At 63.3% G+C, this 20,874-nt stretch carries 19 protein-coding genes; 15 read left to right on the forward strand and 4 right to left on the reverse strand.

Annotated elements, in window-relative coordinates; all coding sequences use genetic code 11:
• Positions 1-52: 52 nt before the first annotated feature.
• From SAC06_RS02055 to SAC06_RS02085, 7 genes are all read left to right on the forward strand, one after another.
• Positions 53-1,123 (forward strand): autoinducer 2 ABC transporter substrate-binding protein, encoded by a 1,071-nt coding sequence (locus SAC06_RS02055; protein ID WP_350258553.1) that lies wholly within the window; start codon positions 53-55, stop codon positions 1,121-1,123.
• An 85-nt stretch (positions 1,124-1,208) separates the two neighbouring features.
• Positions 1,209-2,720 (forward strand): sugar ABC transporter ATP-binding protein, encoded by a 1,512-nt coding sequence (locus SAC06_RS02060; protein WP_350258554.1) that lies wholly within the window; start codon positions 1,209-1,211, stop codon positions 2,718-2,720.
• A complete protein-coding gene (locus tag SAC06_RS02065) occupies positions 2,717-3,730 on the forward strand; it encodes an ABC transporter permease (RefSeq protein ID WP_350258555.1) in 1,014 nt (337 codons plus the stop codon). Before SAC06_RS02060 ends, SAC06_RS02065 begins: the two co-directional genes overlap by 4 nt.
• Before the next feature lie 12 nt (positions 3,731-3,742).
• Positions 3,743-4,789 (forward strand): ABC transporter permease, encoded by a 1,047-nt coding sequence (locus SAC06_RS02070; RefSeq protein ID WP_350258556.1) that lies wholly within the window; start codon positions 3,743-3,745, stop codon positions 4,787-4,789.
• Complete coding sequence (locus SAC06_RS02075) at positions 4,782-5,345, forward strand: RpiB/LacA/LacB family sugar-phosphate isomerase (protein ID WP_350258557.1); 564 nt, start codon at positions 4,782-4,784, stop codon at positions 5,343-5,345. The genes SAC06_RS02070 and SAC06_RS02075 overlap by 8 nt, the downstream gene beginning before the upstream one ends.
• A gap of 9 nt (positions 5,346-5,354) precedes the next feature.
• Positions 5,355-6,116, forward strand: a complete 762-nt coding sequence (locus SAC06_RS02080; RefSeq protein ID WP_350258558.1) for a glutamine amidotransferase — start codon at positions 5,355-5,357, stop codon at positions 6,114-6,116.
• The gene (locus SAC06_RS02085; RefSeq protein ID WP_350258559.1) at positions 6,117-7,034 is read left to right on the forward strand and encodes a ribokinase; all 918 of its coding nucleotides are present in this window, start codon (positions 6,117-6,119) and stop codon (positions 7,032-7,034) included.
• Here SAC06_RS02085 and SAC06_RS02090 read toward each other — a convergent pair.
• On the reverse strand, positions 7,031-7,726 hold the full coding sequence (locus SAC06_RS02090; RefSeq protein ID WP_350258560.1) for a copper homeostasis protein CutC: 696 nt from the start codon (positions 7,724-7,726) through the stop codon (positions 7,031-7,033). The genes SAC06_RS02085 and SAC06_RS02090 overlap by 4 nt on opposite strands.
• 130 nt (positions 7,727-7,856) lie before the next feature.
• Between SAC06_RS02090 and SAC06_RS02095 the strand changes: the two genes are divergently transcribed.
• Positions 7,857-8,711 (forward strand): transketolase, encoded by an 855-nt coding sequence (locus tag SAC06_RS02095; protein WP_350258561.1) that lies wholly within the window; start codon positions 7,857-7,859, stop codon positions 8,709-8,711.
• Entirely contained in the window at positions 8,708-9,697 is a 990-nt protein-coding gene (locus tag SAC06_RS02100) for a transketolase family protein (protein WP_350258562.1), read from the forward strand. The genes SAC06_RS02095 and SAC06_RS02100 overlap by 4 nt, the downstream gene beginning before the upstream one ends.
• Here SAC06_RS02100 and SAC06_RS02105 read toward each other — a convergent pair.
• Entirely contained in the window at positions 9,684-10,655 is a 972-nt protein-coding gene (locus SAC06_RS02105) for a DUF5692 family protein (RefSeq protein ID WP_350258563.1), read from the reverse strand. The two genes, SAC06_RS02100 and SAC06_RS02105, sit on opposite strands and share 14 nt — an antisense overlap.
• A gap of 174 nt (positions 10,656-10,829) precedes the next feature.
• On the opposite strand from SAC06_RS02105, the gene SAC06_RS02110 reads away from it, so the two are divergent.
• From SAC06_RS02110 to SAC06_RS02120, 3 genes are all read left to right on the forward strand, one after another.
• A complete protein-coding gene (locus SAC06_RS02110) occupies positions 10,830-11,396 on the forward strand; it encodes a TetR-like C-terminal domain-containing protein (RefSeq protein ID WP_350258564.1) in 567 nt (188 codons plus the stop codon).
• A gap of 95 nt (positions 11,397-11,491) precedes the next feature.
• Positions 11,492-12,130 carry a uracil phosphoribosyltransferase gene (gene upp / locus SAC06_RS02115; protein ID WP_350258565.1) on the forward strand — a complete coding sequence of 213 codons (639 nt, stop codon included), beginning with the start codon at positions 11,492-11,494 and terminating at the stop codon, positions 12,128-12,130.
• 98 nt (positions 12,131-12,228) lie between these two features.
• Positions 12,229-13,353, forward strand: coding sequence for a tellurite resistance/C4-dicarboxylate transporter family protein (locus SAC06_RS02120; RefSeq protein WP_350258566.1), 1,125 nt, complete (start codon positions 12,229-12,231; stop codon positions 13,351-13,353).
• Here the strand turns inward: SAC06_RS02120 and SAC06_RS02125 are convergent.
• Both SAC06_RS02125 and SAC06_RS02130 read right to left on the reverse strand, forming a co-directional pair.
• On the reverse strand, positions 13,350-14,489 hold the full coding sequence (locus tag SAC06_RS02125) for a glycerate kinase (protein ID WP_350258567.1): 1,140 nt from the start codon (positions 14,487-14,489) through the stop codon (positions 13,350-13,352). The genes SAC06_RS02120 and SAC06_RS02125 overlap by 4 nt on opposite strands.
• Positions 14,490-14,496: 7 nt before the next feature.
• Positions 14,497-15,165 (reverse strand): HAD hydrolase-like protein, encoded by a 669-nt coding sequence (locus SAC06_RS02130; protein WP_350258568.1) that lies wholly within the window; start codon positions 15,163-15,165, stop codon positions 14,497-14,499.
• A gap of 151 nt (positions 15,166-15,316) precedes the next feature.
• Between SAC06_RS02130 and SAC06_RS02135 the strand changes: the two genes are divergently transcribed.
• The 3 genes from SAC06_RS02135 to pgi all read left to right on the forward strand — a co-directional run bounded on the left by SAC06_RS02135 (position 15,317) and on the right by pgi (position 20,681).
• Entirely contained in the window at positions 15,317-16,534 is a 1,218-nt protein-coding gene (locus SAC06_RS02135; RefSeq protein WP_350258569.1) for an NADP-dependent isocitrate dehydrogenase, read from the forward strand.
• A 122-nt stretch (positions 16,535-16,656) separates the two neighbouring features.
• On the forward strand, positions 16,657-18,966 hold the full coding sequence (locus SAC06_RS02140) for a 6-phosphofructokinase (protein ID WP_350258570.1): 2,310 nt from the start codon (positions 16,657-16,659) through the stop codon (positions 18,964-18,966).
• A 23-nt stretch (positions 18,967-18,989) separates the two neighbouring features.
• The gene (gene pgi / locus SAC06_RS02145; RefSeq protein ID WP_350258571.1) at positions 18,990-20,681 is read left to right on the forward strand and encodes a glucose-6-phosphate isomerase; all 1,692 of its coding nucleotides are present in this window, start codon (positions 18,990-18,992) and stop codon (positions 20,679-20,681) included.
• Positions 20,682-20,874 lie beyond the last annotated feature (193 nt).

The following is a 20,874-nucleotide window of genomic DNA, read 5'->3' on the forward strand; positions in this document are numbered from 1 at the left end:
GGCGTGGGGGCCCTCCACAACAGCATGTCGCTAGGACAATAAGGAGATTGAGATGAAACTACGCCGTTACTCAGGGCCGCTAGTCGGACTGTTCGCCGCCTCAGCACTGGCGCTGTCGGCCTGCTCTGGCGGGTCCGACGCCCCGACAGAGAAGCCCTCTGACCAGTCGGGTGACGCCTCGGCCGCCGAACCGGCCGGGGGCGACTACACGATCGCAATTGTGCCGAAGGACGCCACTAACCCGTGGTTCGTCCGGATGGACGAGGGCGTCAAGCGTTACGCGGCTGACACCGGGATGAACGTGTTTCAGAAGGGGCCGGCCGAGACCGACGCCACCATGCAGGCGCAGGTGATCCAGGATCTGATCGCGCAGGGCGTGGATGCGATTGGTGTGGTGCCGGTTGATCCGGGCGCGCTGGAGACCGTGCTAAAGGAAGCGATGGACGCCGGCATTGTGGTTGTTTCCCACGAGGGGGCGTCGCTGCAAAACACCCAGTACGACATCGAGGCATTCAACAATGCCGACTACGGCGCCTTCATTATGGATAACCTGGCCGAAGCGATGGGCGAGGAGGGTGTCTACACCACCATGGTGGGTCACGTTACCAACGCCTCTCACAATGAATGGGCAGACGGGGCGGTCGCCCGCCAGAAGGAGGCCTACCCGAACATGCAGCTGCTCGAGGCTGAGCCGCGAGTGGAGTCCCAAGATGATGGCGAGGTCGCCTACCAGACCGCCAAAGAGGTCCTGAAGAAGTACCCCGAGGTCAAGGGAATCGTCGGTACCTCCTCGTTTGACGCTCCCGGAATTGCGCGCGCGATCGAGGAACTGGGACTGAAGGGGAAGGTCTTTACCGCTGGAACGGGTATGCCCGAAGCCAACCGCGCCATCTTGGAAAGCGGCCTGGTCACCTCCCTCACCCTGTGGGATCCGGCAGATGCCGGCTACGCGCTGGCCTCGCTGGCCACCAAGATCCTCAATGGGGAAGAGATCAAGAACGGCCTGGACCTGGGAGTTCCCGGCTACGAGGATATGCAGTTCGCTGAAGGCTCGGACAAGGTGCTGGAAGGCAACGGCTGGATCGTAATCAACAAGGAAAACGTGGGCGACTTCGGCTTCTAGTTCGAACGTCGAAAGTGGGAGGGGGCGCTGTCCCCCTCCCACTTGAATCCAGACCGTCAACCCTAGTCGTGGAGGGAGCCAGCAAGTGTCAGATAATGTTCTGGCTGTGAAAGACATCCACAAGTCTTTCGCCGGCGTTAAAGCGCTAAAAGGCATCGACCTGCAGATCAAACCGGGTGAGATCCACTGTCTCGCCGGTGAGAACGGCAGCGGCAAATCGACCCTGATCAAGATCATCTCCGGTGTGTATCAGGCGGATCAGGGCACCATCACCTACGGAGATAAGTCATTCAGCCATATCAGCCCACTTGAAGCCATCGATCATGGGGTTCAGGTCATCTACCAGGATTTCTCGGTCTTCCCGAACCTGACCGTGATGGAAAACCTGGCTTTGACCTCTGAACTGGCTGCAGGCCGAAAACTGGTCAACTGGAAGCGGGCTCGAGCCATCGCGGAGGAAGCGGTGTCCAAGGTCGACTTCAAGGTTGATCTGGAAGCAAAAGTCGGTGACCTGTCGGTGGCTGACAAACAGCTGGTCGCGATCTCGCGGGCGCTAATGAGTGACGCCAAGTTGATCATCATGGACGAGCCCACGACGGCACTGACCCGCAAAGAGGTCGAGGCCCTCTTCCGTGTAACCCTGGATCTAAAAGACCGGGGCATCTCCATTCTGTTTGTGAGCCACAAGCTGGAGGAAGTGTTCGAGATTTCCGATCGGTTCACCATTATTCGAAACGGCGAGATCGTCGCCACCCGGCTACCGGAAGAACTCGACCGCAAGTCGTTCTCCTACTTCATGACCGGCCGTGAGTTCGAGGAAAGCCACTTTGTGCCGGAGAATGTCTCTGACGATCCGGTCCTGGAAGTGCAGGGATTGAGCCTGGCACACGGCTTCACCGACATCAACTTCTCCCTGAGGCAGGGAGAGATTCTGGGGATTACCGGCCTGCTGGGCTCCGGACGAACCGAGTTGGCGCTGGCGCTGTTTGGTGAGTACAGTCCCGACTCGGGTCAGATTCTAATCAATGGAAAACCCGCCCGGACCGGGTCGATTCGGAAGGCAATTGGGGCCGGAGTTGGCTACGTCCCGGAGGATCGCCTCACCGAGGGCCTGTTCCTCGATCGGTCAATCAGCGACAACATCATCATCGCCGAGATTGACCGCCTGGTCGGGCGGATGGGACTGCTCGACGACAAGAAGCGGGAGAATGAGGCGCAACATTGGGTCGACGAGCTGAAAATTGCCACCAATGACCCTGAGAACGCTGCGTCCACCCTCTCCGGTGGCAACCAGCAGCGGATCGTGCTGGCCAAGTGGCTGGCCACCGCCCCGAGAATCCTGATTCTAAACGGCCCGACCGTTGGGGTAGACATCGGCTCCAAATACGACATTCACCAAACCCTGCGCCGACTGGCCCGGGAAGGGCTGGCAGTCGTGATCATTTCCGACGATATCTCTGAGGTATTGGAGAACTGCAACCGGGTCCTGGTGATGAAGTCGGGGCGAATTGAACAAGAAATTGACCCCTACACGACGACCGAAGCCCAGTTGAGCCAGATCATGACGCACGAGAGTGGACAGGAGGTCAGCCGATGAAGAAGCTAGTCAATCGAGTTGTCCGAGCTAACGAGTTCTACCTGTTTCTAGTCATCGTCCTCCTCGCGCTGGTGATCCAGCTTCGCTCCGGGCAGTTCTTTGCGGCCAACAACCTGGTCGACATCGCCAATGCGATGGTGGTCCCAGGAATCTTTGCCATCGGCGCCTACCTGGTGATTATCTCCGGCGGGATCGACGTGTCGTTTCCGGCCTTGGCCTCCCTCGCGGTCTACGCCACCACCAGCTACCTGGTCTCGGTCAGCTATCAGGGATCAATCTTCCTGCCGCTGATCATGGTGGTGGCTCTGGGGGCTCTCCTGGGGGCATTCAACGGAGTCTTTGCCTCCCGGCTGAAGGTGCCCACCCTGATCATCACCCTTGGAACCACGTCGGTCTTCTCCGGCATCATGCAGGGAGCGCTCGGCTCGGTGCAAATCCCGAACCTGCCGCCTTCAATGAATGCCCTCGGCAAATCGACGCTGCTGGTGGCCACCAATCCCCAGTCCGGATTGACCTCAAACCTGCCCACCACGTTCCTGATCTTCGTGGCGGTGGTATTTGGAGCCTTCCTGATGATGCGCTACACCATGTTTGGTCGCGGCATTTTGGCGATTGGGGGCGATGAGACTTCGGCGGCTCGGGCCGGGTTCCGGGTTCGTCGGATCAAGTTCTGGCTCTACGTGATTGTCGGGGTGATCGCTGCGCTGGCCGGCCTGGTCCGCACCTCCATGATGGGCCAGATGCACCCCACCAACCTGCTCGGATCGGAAATGATGGTGATCGCTGCGGTCGTGTTGGGTGGAACCTCCATCACCGGCGGCACCGGCTCCATCACCGGGGTCATCCTCGGCACCCTGCTAATCACCATGGTGCAAAACAGCATGATTCTGCTTGGAATCCCCACCTTCTGGCAGGGGTTCTCTCTGGGCCTGCTGATCATTATCGGGACTGGCATCACGGCCGTGCGCGCCATGAGGTCCCGTCGCCGACTAGCCGTTGAAACTGTGTGAGAGGGGCGGACCATGAAACTAGAAGCTGCGAAAGAGTCCTTCACGAAGAGTCTGCGCCGAGATGCCCACACCTATCGTTTGCTTGGGTTCCTGCTGGTTGTCTTCCTGTTCTTTGCGATCGCCAAGCCCGACGGGTTCCTGCAAATGCGGACCTGGCAGGCTATGGCATTCCAGTTCCCCGAGTTTGGCCTGATGGCACTCGGAGTCATGCTAACCATGATCACCGGAGGTATTGACCTCTCGGTGGTGGGGATTGCCAACATGACCTCAATTGGTGCCGCGGTGATCATGCTGTCCCTGGCCCCGGTAGATGCCAGTGGGGGACAGGCTACCGTGGCCATCCTGGCGGCCATCATCTTCGCTTTGGCGGCGGGGGCGTTGGCGGGAGCATTCAACGGGTACCTGGTTTCCAAGGTGGGGATCCCGCCCATTCTGGTCACACTCGGAACGCTGGAGTTGTTCACCGGAATCGCCGTCATTATCACCGGCGGCAAACCCGTGAGCGGGCTGCCAACCCAGTACGGCCAGATCTTTGCCGGGAAGGCTTTCGGCGTGATCCCGGTGCCGCTGATTGTCTTTTTGCTGGTGGCGGTAATCATTGCCTTCCTGCTGACGAAGACCACCTACGGCATCAAGTTGCGGCTGTTGGGGACCAACCCGAAAGCTGCAAATCTCTCGGGGTTACATACGACTGCCCTGCTGCTGAAGACGTACACCATCTCCGGGATGACGGCCGCAGCTGGCGGGCTGGTGATGCTGGCCAACTACAACTCGGCCAAGGCCGATTACGGGTCGACCTACACCCTGCTGACCATTTTGATTGTGGTCCTCGGTGGAGTGAATCCAAACGGTGGAAGTGGGCGAATCATCGGGGTGCTGCTGTCGGTGTTTACCCTGCAGATTCTGTCCTCGGGGCTGAATATGTTCCCGAGCATCAGCAGCTTCTACCGGCCGTTGATTTGGGGTTCCGCCCTCCTGATTGTGATTGTGATGGACCACTTCTCAGAGGATGGGGTCCTGAAGAAGCTACGCCGAAAAGAAAGGGTAAGCAGTGAGTAATTCCAATGAGAAGCGTGTTGTCCTAGGTGCCGACTTCGCCGGGTTTCCCCTCAAAGAGGCGGTCAAGGAGCACCTTCAGGAGCGCGGCTGGGAAGTGGTAGATCTGACGCCAGATCTGGACCATTCCGATATGTACCATCGTGTGGGTTTCCAGGTGGGAGCCCAGATATCCGAGGGAAACTTCGCCAAGGGGCTGCTGTTTTGCGGCACCGGCATGGGCATCCACGTGGCGGCTTCAAAGTGTCCTCACGTTCATGCGGCCGTAGCTGAGAGCCTGCCTGCTGCCAAGCGGGCGGCCACCGCCAACAACTGCAACGTGCTGGCAATGGGAGCGTTCTTTGTCGCGCCGCCGCTGGGGATGGCGATGGCCGATGCCTTCCTGGAGAGCAAGCTGGGAGACGGATACGAAGACTGGGAAGGGTTCTACGAGTATCACCAGCTCGGATTCGAGGAGTGCGAGAACTTCGACTACGAAGCATACCGAGACAATGGCTTTCAGCTTCCGGTAGCTCCAGAAATCCCCCTGGGACCGCAGCCGCGCGGCCTGGCGTACTGAGAGGGAAACATGGCACGAGTACTGCTGGCGGGTGAATCGTGGATCAACTCGGCCACCGACCATAAGGGCTTCGATCCGTTTCCTCACACCCAGTTGCAGATTGGGTGCACGGAACTATTGGCTGCTCTCTCTGAGCGCGGCCACCAGGTCACGCATCTTCGTTCCCACGACGTGGCCGACCTGTTCCCCCAGGAGCAGGCTGAGTTGGACCGGTTTGAGGTAGTCATCCTGTCCGACATTGGCGCCAACTCTCTGCTCTTGTCCCCCCGGGTGTTTGCCGAGGGGAAGACGGCACCGAATCGGCTTCACCTGCTGCGCGACTGGGTCCGGGCCGGGGGCTCCCTCCTGATGGCAGGCGGTTACCTCAGTTTCCAGGGTTTCCAGGCGAAAGCCAACTACGCTGGCACCGCCATCGAGGAGGTACTTCCGGTCAACCTGTTCCGATGGGATGACCGAGTCGAAACCCCGGAGGGCTCCCGGGGCGAGGTCCAGGACTCCGCCCACCCGATTGTGGCCGGGTTGGACCGGGTGTGGCCGCCACTGTTGGGCTACCAACAGCTCCGAGCCAAGCCTGAAGCCGAAGTTCTGGTTCGCATTGGGGAGGATCCGCTCCTGACAGTGTGGGAGTATGGACAGGGACGGGCCGCGGCCTACGCTTCGGATATCTCTCCGCACTGGGCCTCAGCCGAGTTCATGGTCTGGGCCGGGTACGGCCAACTTTTCGGAGCGCTGATCAATTGGTTAGCGCGCACAGACCCATCGGAGGTGTAGGTGAACCAGCAGGAAGTCCTCGTCGTCGGCTCCGCCAACCAGGACATCGTGGTTCGAGTTGATCGACTCCCGAAACTGGGGGAAACCATCCTGGGGGAAGACGTGGTCTACCTGCCGGGTGGCAAAGGCCTAAATCAGGCCTGTGCCTGCGGTGCCACCGGGACCAGGACCCATTTTCTGGGGGCGGTGGGGGCCGATGGATCCGGCACCCAACTGCTGGCAGCGATGCGGGAACGGGGAGTTGACGTTGACCTGACCCCCAGTCTGGACGAGGTGGCCACCGGTACCGCACACATCTTGGTGAGCGCTAACGGTGGCAACCAGATTGTGGTGGTGCCGGCCGCAAACTCCCAGGTGTCCGAAGTCCAGGTGCAGCAGGCATTTGCCGCACTGCCCGACCCGAGGGTGTTGGTGCTGCAGGGGGAGATCCCGTTTGCCACCTCGCTGGCAGCGGCGGAGCTGATGGGCGCGCGCGGGGGCAGAACGGTGTTCAACCTGGCCCCGGCTGCGGAGGTGCCGGAGCGCCTCCTGGCTCTGGCCGATCCGCTGGTCGTCAACGAGTTTGAAGCCGGGTTGATTCTCGGTGTCACCCCGCCGAGTTCGCGGGCCGAAGCGGCGGAACGGGCCCGGGAGTTACTGGCCCGCTCGCGGTCGGTGATCATCACCTTGGGAGCCCAGGGCTCAGTGGTCGCTGATCAGGAGGGCACCGAGGAAATTGCCCCCACAGAGGTAGCCGAGGTAGTGGACACCACCGGAGCCGGTGACGCTTTTGTTGGCGTGCTGGCCGCTGAACTCTGCCACGGCCAGGACCTCCGGGAGGCGGCCCGCCGAGCCAGCTTGGCCGCTGCCCAGTCGGTCACCCGGCCCGGAGCCTCCCAGTCCTACGGCGCCATTGAGGCGCTGTATCGCGAAGCCTAGAGTTCCGCCCGGACGCGCCCGACGATCTCCTGCATTAGCTGCGGATCGGACTTAGTCGAGTCCGGCAGGGGAGCGCGCATGTGTACTTCCGGGGCGCCGGTCTGCTGGAGGATCTCGACGACGTTGTGAGCGCGAACGCCACCCGAAGCAATGATTGCGATCCGGCCGTCGGCCTGCTTGACCAGAGCTCGGAGCGACTCCGGGTCGGCCACCTGGTGTCCGCCGGTGGTCAGCACGCCGGTGTAGCCCAGCTCAATCAGTTGGTCCAGGGCCCGGTGCTGGTCTGCGACCTCGTCGAAGGCGCGGTGGAACACGAGCGGTCGATCCCCGGCCGCCACCCGAAACCTCCGGGCCGCCTCCAAGTCAATTTCACCGCCCTCTTCAGCGGTAATGGAACCGACCACGAACCCGACCGGAACCTCGGCGGTTTCGGAGAGGTGGCGCAGGTGCTCAATGCGTTCCACCAGCCCGTCCACCTCGTCGGTTGTGAGCGCAAACCCTTCGGGTCGTTCCCGCACCAGGATCCTGATTCCGCCGGCGGGGGCCCCTTCAAGGGCAACCCGCAAATCTTCGTCGGTGGGGGTGAGTCCGCCGCACCAGAGCTCGCGGCACAGTTCGATTCGGTCCGCCCCGGCCTCGGCGGCAAGGCGTGAATCGGTTGCTTCTTCGACGCATATCTCGATCTGAATCATGGATCCTCCTGGTTTGGTCCCCTTCAGGATACCGGGCCTATGCAGGTGGTTGCGTCTGCTATAGAGTCAATTCACCTGGAAAAATATGAGTGATTCTGCTGGAACCGATATTGACCTCAAAGGGGGCAAAATGAGGGTGGCACCAATCAAGGAATTAACCCTTCAGGCGGCTCGAATTAGGCGCAGCGTACTGGCAACCCTGGTTGATCGAACCTACGGTCACGTCGGTGGTTCGATGTCCATCGTCGAGGTGTTGGCTGTCCTCTACGGCGGCCAGGTCCGTTACCGCCCCTCCCAGCCTGACTGGTCGGGCCGCGACTACGTGGTCCTGTCAAAGGGGCACTCAGGTCCCGCGCTTTACAGCACGCTGGCGCTGGCAGGGTACTTTCCAACCGACTGGCTGACCACCCTCAACGACAATGGCACCAGGTTGCCATCACACCCGGACCGGCTCAAGACGCCGGGGGTGGACGCCACCACCGGCTCGCTTGGGCAGGGGATTTCGGTGGCGGCCGGCATTGCTCTGGGACTGCAACTGGAGGGGACGGACCAGCAGGTTTTCCTGATCGCAGGGGATGGGGAACTAAACGAGGGCCAGTGCTGGGAAGCATTCCAGTTCATCGCGTCGCGCCCGCTCGACAACCTGATCGTCTATATTGACCACAACAAGCGACAGTTAGATGGGTTTGTGGAAGGAATCATCAAGCCATTCGATATTGCGGCGAAGATGGAAGCCTTCGGGTTCTACACCCAGCTGGTGGATGGTGCCGATGTGAGCGCTATCTGGGATGCCACCGAGCGGGCCCGGGAGGTCAGGGGCCGGGCTCGGGCCATCGTCCTGGATACCGTCAAGGGCCAGGGAATCCGCTACTTCGAGGATTTGGTGGAGAACCATTCGGTCCGGTTTGGGGCCGCGGACTACCAGGCCGCAGAGGCTGCCCTGGCCGAGTTGGATCAGACGATTGCGGAACTGGAGGGAAAATGAGCCGGTGGGAACTTGCGGATGAGCACGGCCCAGCTCAACAGGAGATGCGCCAAGCCTTCTGTCAAACCGTCAGCGAACTGATGGAGGCCAATGACCGGGTCGTGATGCTGGAAGCCGATCTGGGTTCCGCCTCGGGCACGCTCACAACAATTGGGCGCAGTCACCCGGGCCGCTACTTCAACGTGGGCATCTCGGAAGCGAACATGATGGGGATGGCCGGGGGCCTGTCCCTGCGCGGCTTCGTTCCGTTCGTCCACACGTTCGCTCCGTTTGCCTCGCGCCGAGCGGCCGACCAGGTGTACCTGGAGGGCGCCTACGCGCGCAACAGCTTCACCATCTACGCCTCCGACCCGGGGGTCTGCGCAGAACACAACGGGGGAACCCACTCCAGCTACGAGGATGTCTCGCTCATGAGGGCCATACCCGAAATGGAGGTGTACCACCCCGCGGACCCGGTCCAGTTCGCCTGGTTGGTTCGCCAGTTGGCTGAGCGTCCTCGGGTGCACTACGTGCGGGCCGCACGCAAGAAGGTCGCGCAGATTTACCAGGCGGGATCGACCTTCGAGATTGGGCGTGGAAACCTGCTGGCGGACGGGGCTGACCTCGTGCTGGTGGCGGCCGGAGACCTGCTCGGGGAGGCGCTCGCCGTGCGGGAAGCTTTGGCTGAGCGCGGGGTCGGGGCAGCCGTGGTGGACATGTTCACGCTCAAACCATTTGATGAGGAACTGCTCCTCTCGGTGGCGGCCGGAAAGCAACTGGTGGTGACGATGGAGAACCACAGCGTCTACGGCGGGCTAGGCGGGATCGTGGCCGAGGTGCTGGCAACTGCGGGACTGGGCGTTCCCCTCCGCCGAATTGGCGTCAACGATCAGTTTGGCCAGGTGGGTACGATCGACTTCCTGAAGCAGACCTACGGCCTGACCGTTGACCACACGCTGGAGGTCATTGGCCAGGCCGACGGGTTTGCGTCTGTTAGCGCGAACTGACGGGGGTGGCTAGCGGCTCAGCCGGCGTCTCCGAGTGAAGCGGGGCATTGGCTTCGACCACTTCCCGGTGCTGGGGGAGGCGGGTGTACAGCTCGTCGCGCAGCGGGTTCAGCCGGTACTTCACGACGGTGTAGAGCTGGTAGATCAGAACGGCAATGTTAGCGCTCAGGGCAATCAGGGAGACGGTGAACAGCGCTGCCGGATCGCCCGAAGCCGCGACCGAGAACTTCGAGGTGGTGACGAAGGACGGCACCGCCATGGTGAACATCATCCACAGGGCCAGGGTGTGGGCTCGGTGCTGGAGCCAAGCGCCCTTCTTGATCAGGAACGCGGGGATCGTGCAGGAGATCAGCAGCGCTGCCCCGGCGTAGAACGAGTGGTCACCCACGCAGTTGTAAACGTAGGCGAAGTTCCACAGGTCGTAGGCGATCACCCAGAACCAAAGCATGTCGGGCCAGATCATGTCTTTCGATTTGCCGCGGGAGATGAAGATCCCGAACCAGCCGCAGATGGTGATCAGATTGATCAGGCCGGCAATGCCGTTCATCCAGTTCCACGGACCGGAAAGCATGTACACCCCATCGACGATGCCGTCGGCATTCATCGCGCCCACCTGGAAGTCTCGAATGCAGGCTTCCATGATGTTGATCGCCAAAATGGCGGGCGGGAAAATCAGCGCGGCCCGTTTGGCCGCCACCTTGGGTGAGTAGCGAATCAGCATGAAGCCCAGGCACCCGGCCAGGGCCGAGTACACCTTCACCCAGTGGAACCAGGTGCCGGTGGAACCGGTCGCGGTGTTGGGCCAAACGAAAATGGTCAAAATGATGGGCAGGGCCACGAAAAAGAGGAGGCCTCCGGCTTTGGACCGGCGGGTCAGCTCGTTCAGGCCAATCAGGGCCCCCAACACGACGAACCAAGCCGCCCAGGAATACCAGGGAATCGAATCAAACAGGAACATGCGCCTTTGCCTTTCTACGGGACAATTACCTTGTCTCCCACGGTAGATTTGGGCCTAGAGCTGTCACCATGGACACTTCTGTCCAAGTGTCTAAAACAGCCCGGTTGAAGCCAGAACAGGCTGCTCGGCCGGACAGTCGGTTGGGTCTGAGGTCCCGAAAGGAGCGCGGTGGGTGTGAGTGGGGATCGGGGCGCGAAGGAGCTGTTGGCCGAAGCCCTAAAGGACCAGTTGCAGGTGATGGCGCTGTCCAAGGTCACGGTGACCGGCTTGACCAAACAGGTGGGCCTAACCCGCCAGGCGTTCTACTACCACTTTGTCGACGTCTACGACCTGGCCGTCTGGGTGTTTGAAACCGAGGTGGCCGACCACATCATGTCCCACGCCTCGTACGACCGGTGGGCAGAAGGCTACCAGCAGCTGCTCACCTACATGCGTGAGCACCGGACCGGTGTCTACGCGGTGATTCATTCCCTCGGCCACCACGAGTTGGAGCGGTTCCTGTACGGCCAGTTCCACCAAATGATGGAGGCCATCGTCGCTGAACTTCGCGGTGATCTCACGGTCAGTGCCGCTGACCAGGAGCGAGTGATCAGACACTTTGCCCTGGTGGTGCTCGGGTACTGCATGTACTGGCTGGCCTCCGACATGGAGGCCGACCCGAGTGAGCTGGTGCCAGAAATTGAGTTCCTGCTGCAGGGTCAGGTGCGCCATGCCCTGGAAACCTACGCTGCCCGGGCCTAATCGCCTCGCGAACACCGCCTCGCGAATACCTCCTCGACCAGAGCCGGCACCGCATTTTGCCGGGGCGCCAGCCTTGACAGGATAAGCTGAGACTCATGGAAATCATTCACACGAATCACCCGCTGGTCTCGCACAAGCTGACCGTGCTCCGCGACAAGAACACCACTCCCAGCCAGTTCCGCCACCTGGTGGATGAGCTGGTTACTTTGCTGGCGTACGAGGCGACCCGCGAGGTCTCGGTAGTGCCGGTTCAGATTGAAACTCCGGTGGCGCCGACCGAGGGGCTGGGACTGGCGGAACCGCGGCCGATGGTGGTGCCGGTGCTGCGGGCCGGCCTGGGGATGCTGGAGGGGATGCTGCGCCTGCTCCCCACCGCGGAAGTTGGGTTCCTCGGGATGGTCCGAAACGACGAAACCCTGGAAATCGACACCTACGCGGAGCGGCTGCCCGACGATATTTCCGGCCGGCAGGTGTTCGTGCTGGACCCGATGCTCGCCACCGGGTCGACCGTGGTCGAAGCGATTGAGTACCTCCTCAAGCGCGGGGCCAAGGACGTGACCGTGGTCAGCATTTTGGCGGCCAAGCCGGGCCTCGAAACCGTCGAGCGGGGCGTTGGGCACCGCGCTCAGGTCCGAGTGGTGGTGGCGGGGATCGACCCCGAACTCAACGAGAACAACTACATCGTGCCCGGTCTGGGTGACGCTGGGGACCGCCTGTACGGGGTTGTCGACTAGCCCACGTTTCGGCGCATGCTTTCCCGGTGAGGTGCAGTCAGGCTTTACCATGATGGCGTTGCCTGTTGGCCTTGGACCAGAGAGCGAGGATCCCGCCGATGTCGCCAGAACCCTCACCCCCGCAGCGGCGGTTGCGCGCCTACATTGAAACCATGCCCACCGGGGTGCACGCATTCGTGATGGCGACCGGCATCATTTCGGTGGGGATGGAACTGGTCAACCAGCACCTGATTTCGCTGGCGCTCTGGGTCATTGCCGCGGTCGGTTGGCTCTGGCTGACGACGCTGGTGGTCGTGCGGGCCTTCGTCGCAACCGAGTCAGTCCGCCGGGCCCTAAAAGACCCGAACCAGGCCTTCGGTTTCTTCACCGTGATTGCCGCCACCTCGGTGGTGGGTACTCGCTTTGCGGTGGGGGGAATTCTCGAGGTGGCCATCGGTTTGTGGATCGTGGCCCTGTGCTTGTGGGCCGTGGCCGGCTACGCCATTCCCTGGGGGATCCTGGTTCGGCCGCTGCCAAAAGATGAGCGGCAGCGCGCCATGTTCACCACCCCGGAAGGGGGAGGGCGCTTCCTCAGCGATTACATCGATGGGACCTGGTTTGTCTGGGTGGTGGCCACCCAGTCGGTCGCGGTGCTGGGGGCAACCATTCAGCCGCACCTAGATGTGTTCGAGACGGTGGTGGCTGCCATCACCGTGGTGGCCTGGTCGACCGGGTTGGGACTGTACGTGATGGTGGGGACCGGGCTGGTCCAACGAATCTTCCGGTGGGGGCTGAACCCCACCGACCTGACCCCCTCCTACTGGGTGGTTATGGGCGCGCTGGCGATTTCCGCTCTGGCTTCGGGCCGGATCATGAACATGAACTCCCAGACGCCGGTGGCCGCCGCAGCCTATTCAATTGCCAGTGGGGTCGGGGTGATGCTGTGGGGCTTCACCACCTGGTTGGTGGTCGGGCTGCTACTGATGGTGGTCTGGAAGATTTGGCGGCGAGTCGCTGTCAAGCACTACATCACCCCGCTGTGGTCGATGGTCTTCCCAATGGGTGTCTACTCGGTCGCGTCCATGACGATGGGGGACGGGGTGGATGCCCCGCGAATCCTGTGGGCCGGCTACGACTTCATCTGGGTGGCGCTGGCGGCCTGGGTGCTAGTGACCGTCTCCTGGGTGGTGCACATGGTCGGCCGGGTCAAAGAGTCGAGGGCCCAGCAGGACGTGAGCGCCTAAAGACGTCGGCCGACCTCCAGGGTTCGACAAAGATCCCGGGTGGTGCGTCGGATCCGCTCGGCCGTGCGGTCGAGCTCCGCCCCGCGGGCGTGGCTGAGGTAGCCGAGGGGAATGACGGCCGCGGCTCCGCGGGCGAGCAGTTGGTTGGCCCCGGCCAACACCTGTCCGCCAATCACGAAGCTGGGAACCCCCGCCGCACTGGCCTGCTCCACCACCTGCAGGGCGGTCTTTCCTCGCAGAGTTTGCTGATCGACTCGCCCTTCGCCGGTTAGGACCAGGTCGGCCCCGGAAATCGCGTTGGCCAGACCGCTCAGCTCAGCCACCAGGGTGGCGCCCGAGACGCGCCTGGCCCGCAGCAAGTTCAGCGCCGCCCATCCCAGGCCCCCACCGGCCCCCGCGCCGGGAGCCAGCTCTAACCCGCCGGTGCCATCGACCGTGCAGCAGCGTGCGATCCGAGCCAGGATCTGATCCAGGGCGGGAATCTTGGCGGCGGGCAGACCCTTCTGGGGCCCGTATTCGGCCGCGGCCCCATCCGCCCCCACCAGCGGGTTGTCGACGTCGGTCGCCAGGACAAACTCCACCTCGGCCAAGTCTGGGTCCAACTCGGAACTATCCACCGTGGCCAGGTTCGTCATTTGATTGGGGATCGGGTCCAGCTCGGACCCGTCCGCGGCCCGGAACCGCAGCCCCAGCGCGTGCATCATCCCTATGCCCGCGTCGATGGTCCCGGTGCCACCTACGGTCAGGACGATCCGGCGGGCTCCCCGCTGGCGGGCGGCCCGGATCAGCTCTCCCACCCCCGCGCTGTTCAGAAAATAGACGTCGCGTCGGCCCGCCGGGACCAGCTCCAACCCGACCGCTTGGGCCGATTCGACCACGGCGACCCGCCAGATTGGATCCCAGGCCCACCGGGCCTCCACCGGCGATCCCGCCTGGTTGGGAACCGTGGTTTTCACCAGCTGGTAGGTGCCGGTGGCAGCCAGGGCCGCCAGGGTCCCCTCGCCGCCATCAGCCAGGGGAAGTTGAATAACCTCGGCGTTCGGCCAGACGCTACCGATCCCATCGGCCATGGCGGCAGCTACCTCGACGGCCGTGAGGGTGCCCTTGAACGAGTCGGGCGCGACGACGATCCGCATCGGGAGCCTACAGCAGCAGATCCCGCAGATCCGCGACCTGGGCGGCCACCGCCACCACGGCTGGGGCGGTGAACTCCTCGGGCGAGCCGTAGCCCCATCCCGCGCCGATCACGGCAATGTTGTTGTCGGTGGCGCCCTCGACGTCGTGGTGGCGATCGCCCACCAGCACCGGTCGGTCCAGGTCGGCCCCCACCGCTCCCAACCGGGAGAGGGCGTCGGCCACCACGTGGGACTTGGTGCTGGCCGGGTCGGGGCTGGCTCCCGCAATCACGTCAAAGTAGGGTGCGAGCCCCAGGTACTCGAGTTGAGCCTGGGCCATGGTCTCCATTTTCGAGGTGGCGGTCCCGAGCCGAACCCCGGCCTCGGCCAACTCGGCCACCAGCTCGGGAATCCCTGGATACATGGGCGGCTCCAGAAACCGCGGCAGGTAGAGCGCTCGATAGACGCGGATTGCCTCGTCCATCAGTTCGGGCTCGATCTGGGCGAAGTGGGAAAAGGAGTATCCCAGCGGTGGGCCGACGACGTGGGTGATCTGGTCGTCGGTCAGCGGATCGCGTCCGATTTCGACCAGCGCCGCCTGGAAGCACTCCATGATTAGTTCGCCGGAGGCCACCAGGGTTCCGTCCACGTCGAACAGGACGGTGGGCCAGGTCTGGGTAATAGCAGTGTGGCTCATAGGACCAGGGTAGGCTAGCCGAGGGGCCGCCCCAAATGGCAAGTGCCCCAGATCGCAGAAAATTTATCTCGACATCGAGTAAAATGCTATTGGGGCACGTACCCGAACGTGTCGCAAGACCTGGCCCGAAGCGCCAACGGAGGCTGTGAGCATGGAAAAAATCAAAGTAGTTGGACCGGTAGTCGACCTGGACGGCGACGAGATGACCAGAATCATCTGGCAGTTCATCAAGGATCGCCTCATCTTCCCCTACCTGGATCTGGACCTGAAGTACTACGACCTGTCGATTCAGAACCGCGACGCCACGGACGATCAGGTGACCGTTGACGCCGCGGAGGCAGTCAAGAAGTACGGGGTGGGCGTCAAATGTGCGACCATTACCCCCGACGAGGCCCGGGTGGAAGAGTTCGGCCTGAAGAAGATGTGGCGCTCGCCCAACGGAACGATCCGCAACATTTTGGGCGGGGTCATCTTCCGCGAGCCGATCATCATCGACAACATTCCGCGCCTGGTTCCCACCTGGACCAAGCCGATCATCGTCGGCCGTCACGCCTTCGGGGACCAGTACCGCGCCACTGACTTCAAGGTCCCCGGGGCGGGCACCATCACCCTGACCTACACCCCGGCCGACGGCTCTGAGCCGGAAGTGCACGAGGTGGTGGAGATTCCCGAGAACGGCGGCGTCGTCATGGGGATGTACAACTTCAACGAGTCGATTCGCGACTTTGCCCGGGCATCTTTCGCCTACGGGCTCCAGCGCGGCTACCCGGTGTACATGTCCACCAAGAATACGATCCTGAAGGCCTACGACGGCCAGTTCAAAGACATCTTCCAGGAAGTCTTCGACGCCGAGTTCAAAGACCAGTTCGAGGCGGCCGGCCTCACCTACGAGCACCGGCTGATTGACGACATGGTGGCCTCCTCGCTCAAGTGGGAGGGCGGTTACGTCTGGGCGTGCAAGAACTACGACGGCGACGTCCAGTCCGACACCGTGGCCCAAGGATTCGGGTCGCTGGGCCTGATGACTTCGGTGCTGATGACCCCGGACGGCAAGGTAATGGAGGCGGAGGCAGCCCACGGGACCGTGACGCGCCACTACCGTCAGCACCAGGCCGGTAACCCGACCTCCACCAACCCGGTCGCTTCGATCTTCGCCTGGACGCGCGGCTTGGCACACCGGGCCAAGCTCGATGAGACCCCGGCGGTGGCCGAGTTTGCCCAGACCCTGGAGCAGGTAGTCATCGAAACGGTGGAAAGCGGAAAGATGACCAAGGACCTAGCTTTGCTGATCGGCCCGGACCAGCCGTGGCTGACCACCGAAGAGTTCCTGACCGCGATCGATGAGAACTTGCAGCAGAAGCTGGCCTAAAACCTCAATTTCAGATTGTCATTAGTTGCCCCGTCACGCGCCTCGAATATTTGGTGTGTGGCGGGGCACAATAGAAGATGGAGTTACTCGGCTCCGCCTGGGAGCAGAAGAAAGGTCTATCGATGGGTGACGATCTGATCGTAGGAATCGACCCGCGCACCGGTGAGCCGGCCCGAATCGGAGTGCTGACTTCCGGGGGAGATGCGCCCGGGATGAACGCGGCCGTGCGGGCCGTGGTTCGGACGGCGTTGGCGGCCGGAGCTCAACCCTACGCCATCATGGAGGGTTGGATTGGGGCTCTGCGCGGGGGCGAGGCCATCCGCGAGATGAACTGGCAGAGTGTCTCCTCGATTCTGGCCACCGGCGGCACCGTGATCGGCTCGGCCCGCTGCGACGAGTTCCGCACCTACGAGGGGCGAAACCAGGCGGCCCGGAACCTGCTGGAACGCGGGATTGACCGGCTGATCGTGATCGGTGGGGACGGCTCGCTGTCCGGGGCGGATGAGTTCCGACGCGAATGGCCCCAACACGTGGCCGAGTTGGCTGAGCGCGGCGAGATCTCGGCCGAGGTGGCCGCCAATCACCCGCGACTGACCCTGGTCGGATTGGTCGGCTCGATCGACAACGACCTGGTCGGCACCGATATGACCATCGGAGCTGACACCGCGCTGGAGCGGATCATCACCGCCATTGACCAGATTTCCTCAACCGCTGCCTCCCACCAGCGCACCTTCATTTTGGAGGTGATGGGACGCCAGTGCGGTTACCTGCCCCTGATGGCGGCTGTCGCCGGGGGCGCCGACTACGTGTTCACGCCCGAAAACCCGCCGGCCCCCGGCTGGGAGGCCGAGATGGCCGAGCGCCTGACCCTGGGCCGGGCTGCCGGCCGACGCGAGTCCATCATCTTGGTGGCGGAGGGGGCCCGCGACACCAACGGCGATCCGATTACGACCGAGGATGTGGCTGCGGCCCTGCGCGAGCATCGCGGGGAGGAACCGCGGATCTCGATCTTGGGGCACATTCAACGAGGGGGTACCCCCTCGGCCTATGACCGGTGGATGTCCACTCTGCTCGGTTACGCGGCCGTGCAGGAGGTGCTGAACCCCGCCGCCCACGGACAGGCCTGCATCCTGGGGGTGCGCCAGAACCGGGTGGCCCGGATCGACCTGGAGCTGGCGGTAGCCAACACCCGGGCGGTGGCCAAACTGATCACCGCCGGCGACTATGAGAGCGCCCGCCAGGCGCGCGGCCGAACCTTCTACGCGATGGGCGACATCTTCCGGGTCCTGTCGGATCCGCCGCAGGAAGACCCGGCACCCGAACGCGAGATTCGGGTGGCTGTCCTGCACGCGGGCGGACTGGCGCCCGGGATGAACACGGCGGCCCGCGCGGCTGTCCGGATGGGAATCCATCGCGGGTGGACCATGCTCGGGGTGGACGGGTCGTGGGCCGGCCTGGCCGACGACCGGGTGCGCGAGCTGACCTGGGCGGACGTGGAAGGCTGGGCTTTTGACGGGGGAGCCGAACTCGGCACCCGCCGCGCGGTTCCACCGGTGGAGTCCTACTACGCCATTGGCCGGGCCCTGGAGCGGAACCGGATCGATGCGCTGCTGGTGATTGGCGGCTTCAAAGCCTACCTGGCCGTGCGCGAAATGGTGGAGGAGCGGAAACGGTTCCCGGCTTTCAACATCCCGCTGGTGCTGGTGCCCGCCTCAATCGACAACAATCTGCCCGGGGCCGAACTGGCCGTCGGTGCCGACACCGCGCTCAACAACAACGTGTGGGCCCTGGACCGGATCAAACAGTCCGCAGCCGCGTCGAGGCGCTGCTTCGTGGCGGAGACGATGGGCCGCAAGTGCGGCTATCTAGCCATGATGAGCGGGTTGGCCACCGGTGCCGAGTTCATCTACCTGAACGAGGAACCGCTGACGCTGGACCGCCTGAGTCACGATGGTGAGCGCCTGCGCCGTTCGTTCGAAGCGGGTCGGCGCCTGCTGCTCGTGGTGATGAACGAGGAGACCTCGCAGTATTACGACCGCAAGTTTGTGGCCCGCGCCTTCGAGGCGGTAGGCCAGGGTCTGTTCGACGTGCGCCATTCGGCGCTGGGGCACATCCAACAGGGTGGGGCCCCCACTCCCTTCGACCGGTTGCTGGCCACCCGCCTCGTCAACCAGGCTTTGATCCAACTGGAAGAGGAACTGGCGCACAACTCGATCGAGGTCAAGTACGTGGGGATGACCTCTTCGCGCATCGAGGCCCACCCGATCGAGCAGATGGACCGGGACGTGGACCTGCCCAACCGCCGGCCTCGCCAGCAGTGGTGGTCCATGCTTCAACCGGTGGTGGAGGTGGTCTCCCTGGAAAACTCGGGGTCGCCAGTCCGGCAGATTCCCATCGCCGATGCGCAACTTCAACCCATTACCCCAGCCTGAGCGACCATCTTCAAGGAGGAATCATGACCAACTCAGCCCCAATTCCCGCCCCCACCGACCCGACCCGGACACCCGCCTGGGCGCACCTGGATCAGTTGGCGGAAGACTTCTACCCGGACCTGCGGCACTGGTTCGAGGCGGACCCCCAGCGGGCCCGGACCTGGAGCTTTACCGCCGCCGACCTGTGGGTGGACCTGTCGAAAAACCTAATTGACCAGGAGATCGTGGCGGCGCTGCTGGAGTTGGCCCGCGAGACCGGGGTGGAGGAACACCGCGATCGGATGTTCCGGGGAGATCGGATCAACGTCACCGAGAACCGCGCGGTCCTGCATACGGCGCTGCGTCGGCCGGCCGGCGACGTGGTGGAGGTGGACGGGGCCAACGTGGTTCCGGACGTGCACGAAGTGCTGAATCGGATGTACGACTTCGCCGACCGCGTCCGGTCCGGCCAGGTGACCGGCATCAGCGGGAAGAAGCTGACCAGCATTGTCAACATTGGGATTGGCGGGTCTGACCTGGGGCCGGTTATGGTGTACGAGGCGCTGCGCCCCTACGTCGACCCGGAGCTCAGCTGCGAGTTCATCTCTAACATTGATCCCAACGACGCGGGCGAGGTGGTGTCCCGCCTCGACCCGGAAACCACCCTGGTCATCGTCACCTCCAAGACCTTCACCACCCTGGAAACCCTGACCAACGCGAGGGTTGTGCGCGAATGGCTGCTGCGGAGCCTGCGTGAGCGCGGCCTGGTGACGGATGACGCCAATGCGGCCGAGGCGGTGGAGCGCCACTTTGTGGCCGTTTCGACCGCGCTCGACCGGGTGGCCGAGTTTGGCATCGACCCGGCGAACGCGTTCGGGTTCTGGGACTGGGTTGGCGGGCGCTACTCGGTGGACTCCGCGGTCGGCCTGTCGCTGGCGATCGCCCTGGGACCCGAGAACTTCCGCGACCTGCTGGCCGGGTTCCACGCGATGGATCAACACTTCCAAAACGCCCCCGCCGCCGAAAATGTGCCGCTGCTGATGGGCCTAATCAACGTCTGGTACACCGGGTTCCTGGGGGCCGACACCCATGCGGTCCTGCCCTACTCCCAGTACCTGCACCGGTTCCCGGCCTACCTGCAGCAGCTGACGATGGAATCGAACGGCAAGTCGGTCCGATGGGACGGCTCGCCCGTTTCCTACGACACGGGGGAAGTTTTCTGGGGCGAACCGGGAACCAACGGCCAGCACGCCTTCTACCAGCTGATCCACCAGGGCACCCGCCTGGTCCCGGCCGACTTCATTGCATTCGCCAACCCGACCCACGACTTCCGGGACGGCGACAACGACATGCACGAACTGTTCCTCTCCAACTTCTTCGCCCAAACGAAGGCGCTCGCGTTCGGCAAAACGATCGACGAGGTGCGCGCCGAAGGGACCCCGGAGACGATCGCGCCGGCCCGGGTGTTTGGCGGCAACCGGCCGACCACCTCGATCATGGGGGACCGGCTGAACCCGCGGGCACTCGGTGAACTGATCGCCCTCTACGAGCACATCACTTTTGTGCAGGGGGCGGTGTGGGGGATCGACTCCTTCGACCAGTGGGGAGTGGAGCTGGGCAAAGTCCTGGCGCAGCAGATCCTTCCGGCGGTTGCGGGCAACAAGGAGGTGCTGGCAGAACAGGATCCGTCCACTCGGAGCCTGATCGAATACTACCGGGAGCACCGGCGCCACTAGCCAAACCGGACCTAATGGGCGGGAGTCGGGTCTATCTCGACCCCCGCCGGCCCCACCCCGGGAGGAGGCCGCCCTCGGCCACCCAACCCGGGTCCGGTCGCGCCCGCGGGAGGCGCGCGAGGTGGGGCGGGGGAATGAGGGGGGCCGGCTCGGAAATAGACCGGGAAACCGGGTGCTGAGGTCCTACCTCTGC

The sequence above is a fragment of the Scrofimicrobium sp. R131 genome (assembly GCF_040256745.1).
Taxonomy (GTDB): Bacteria; Actinomycetota; Actinomycetes; order Actinomycetales; family Actinomycetaceae; genus Scrofimicrobium; species Scrofimicrobium appendicitidis.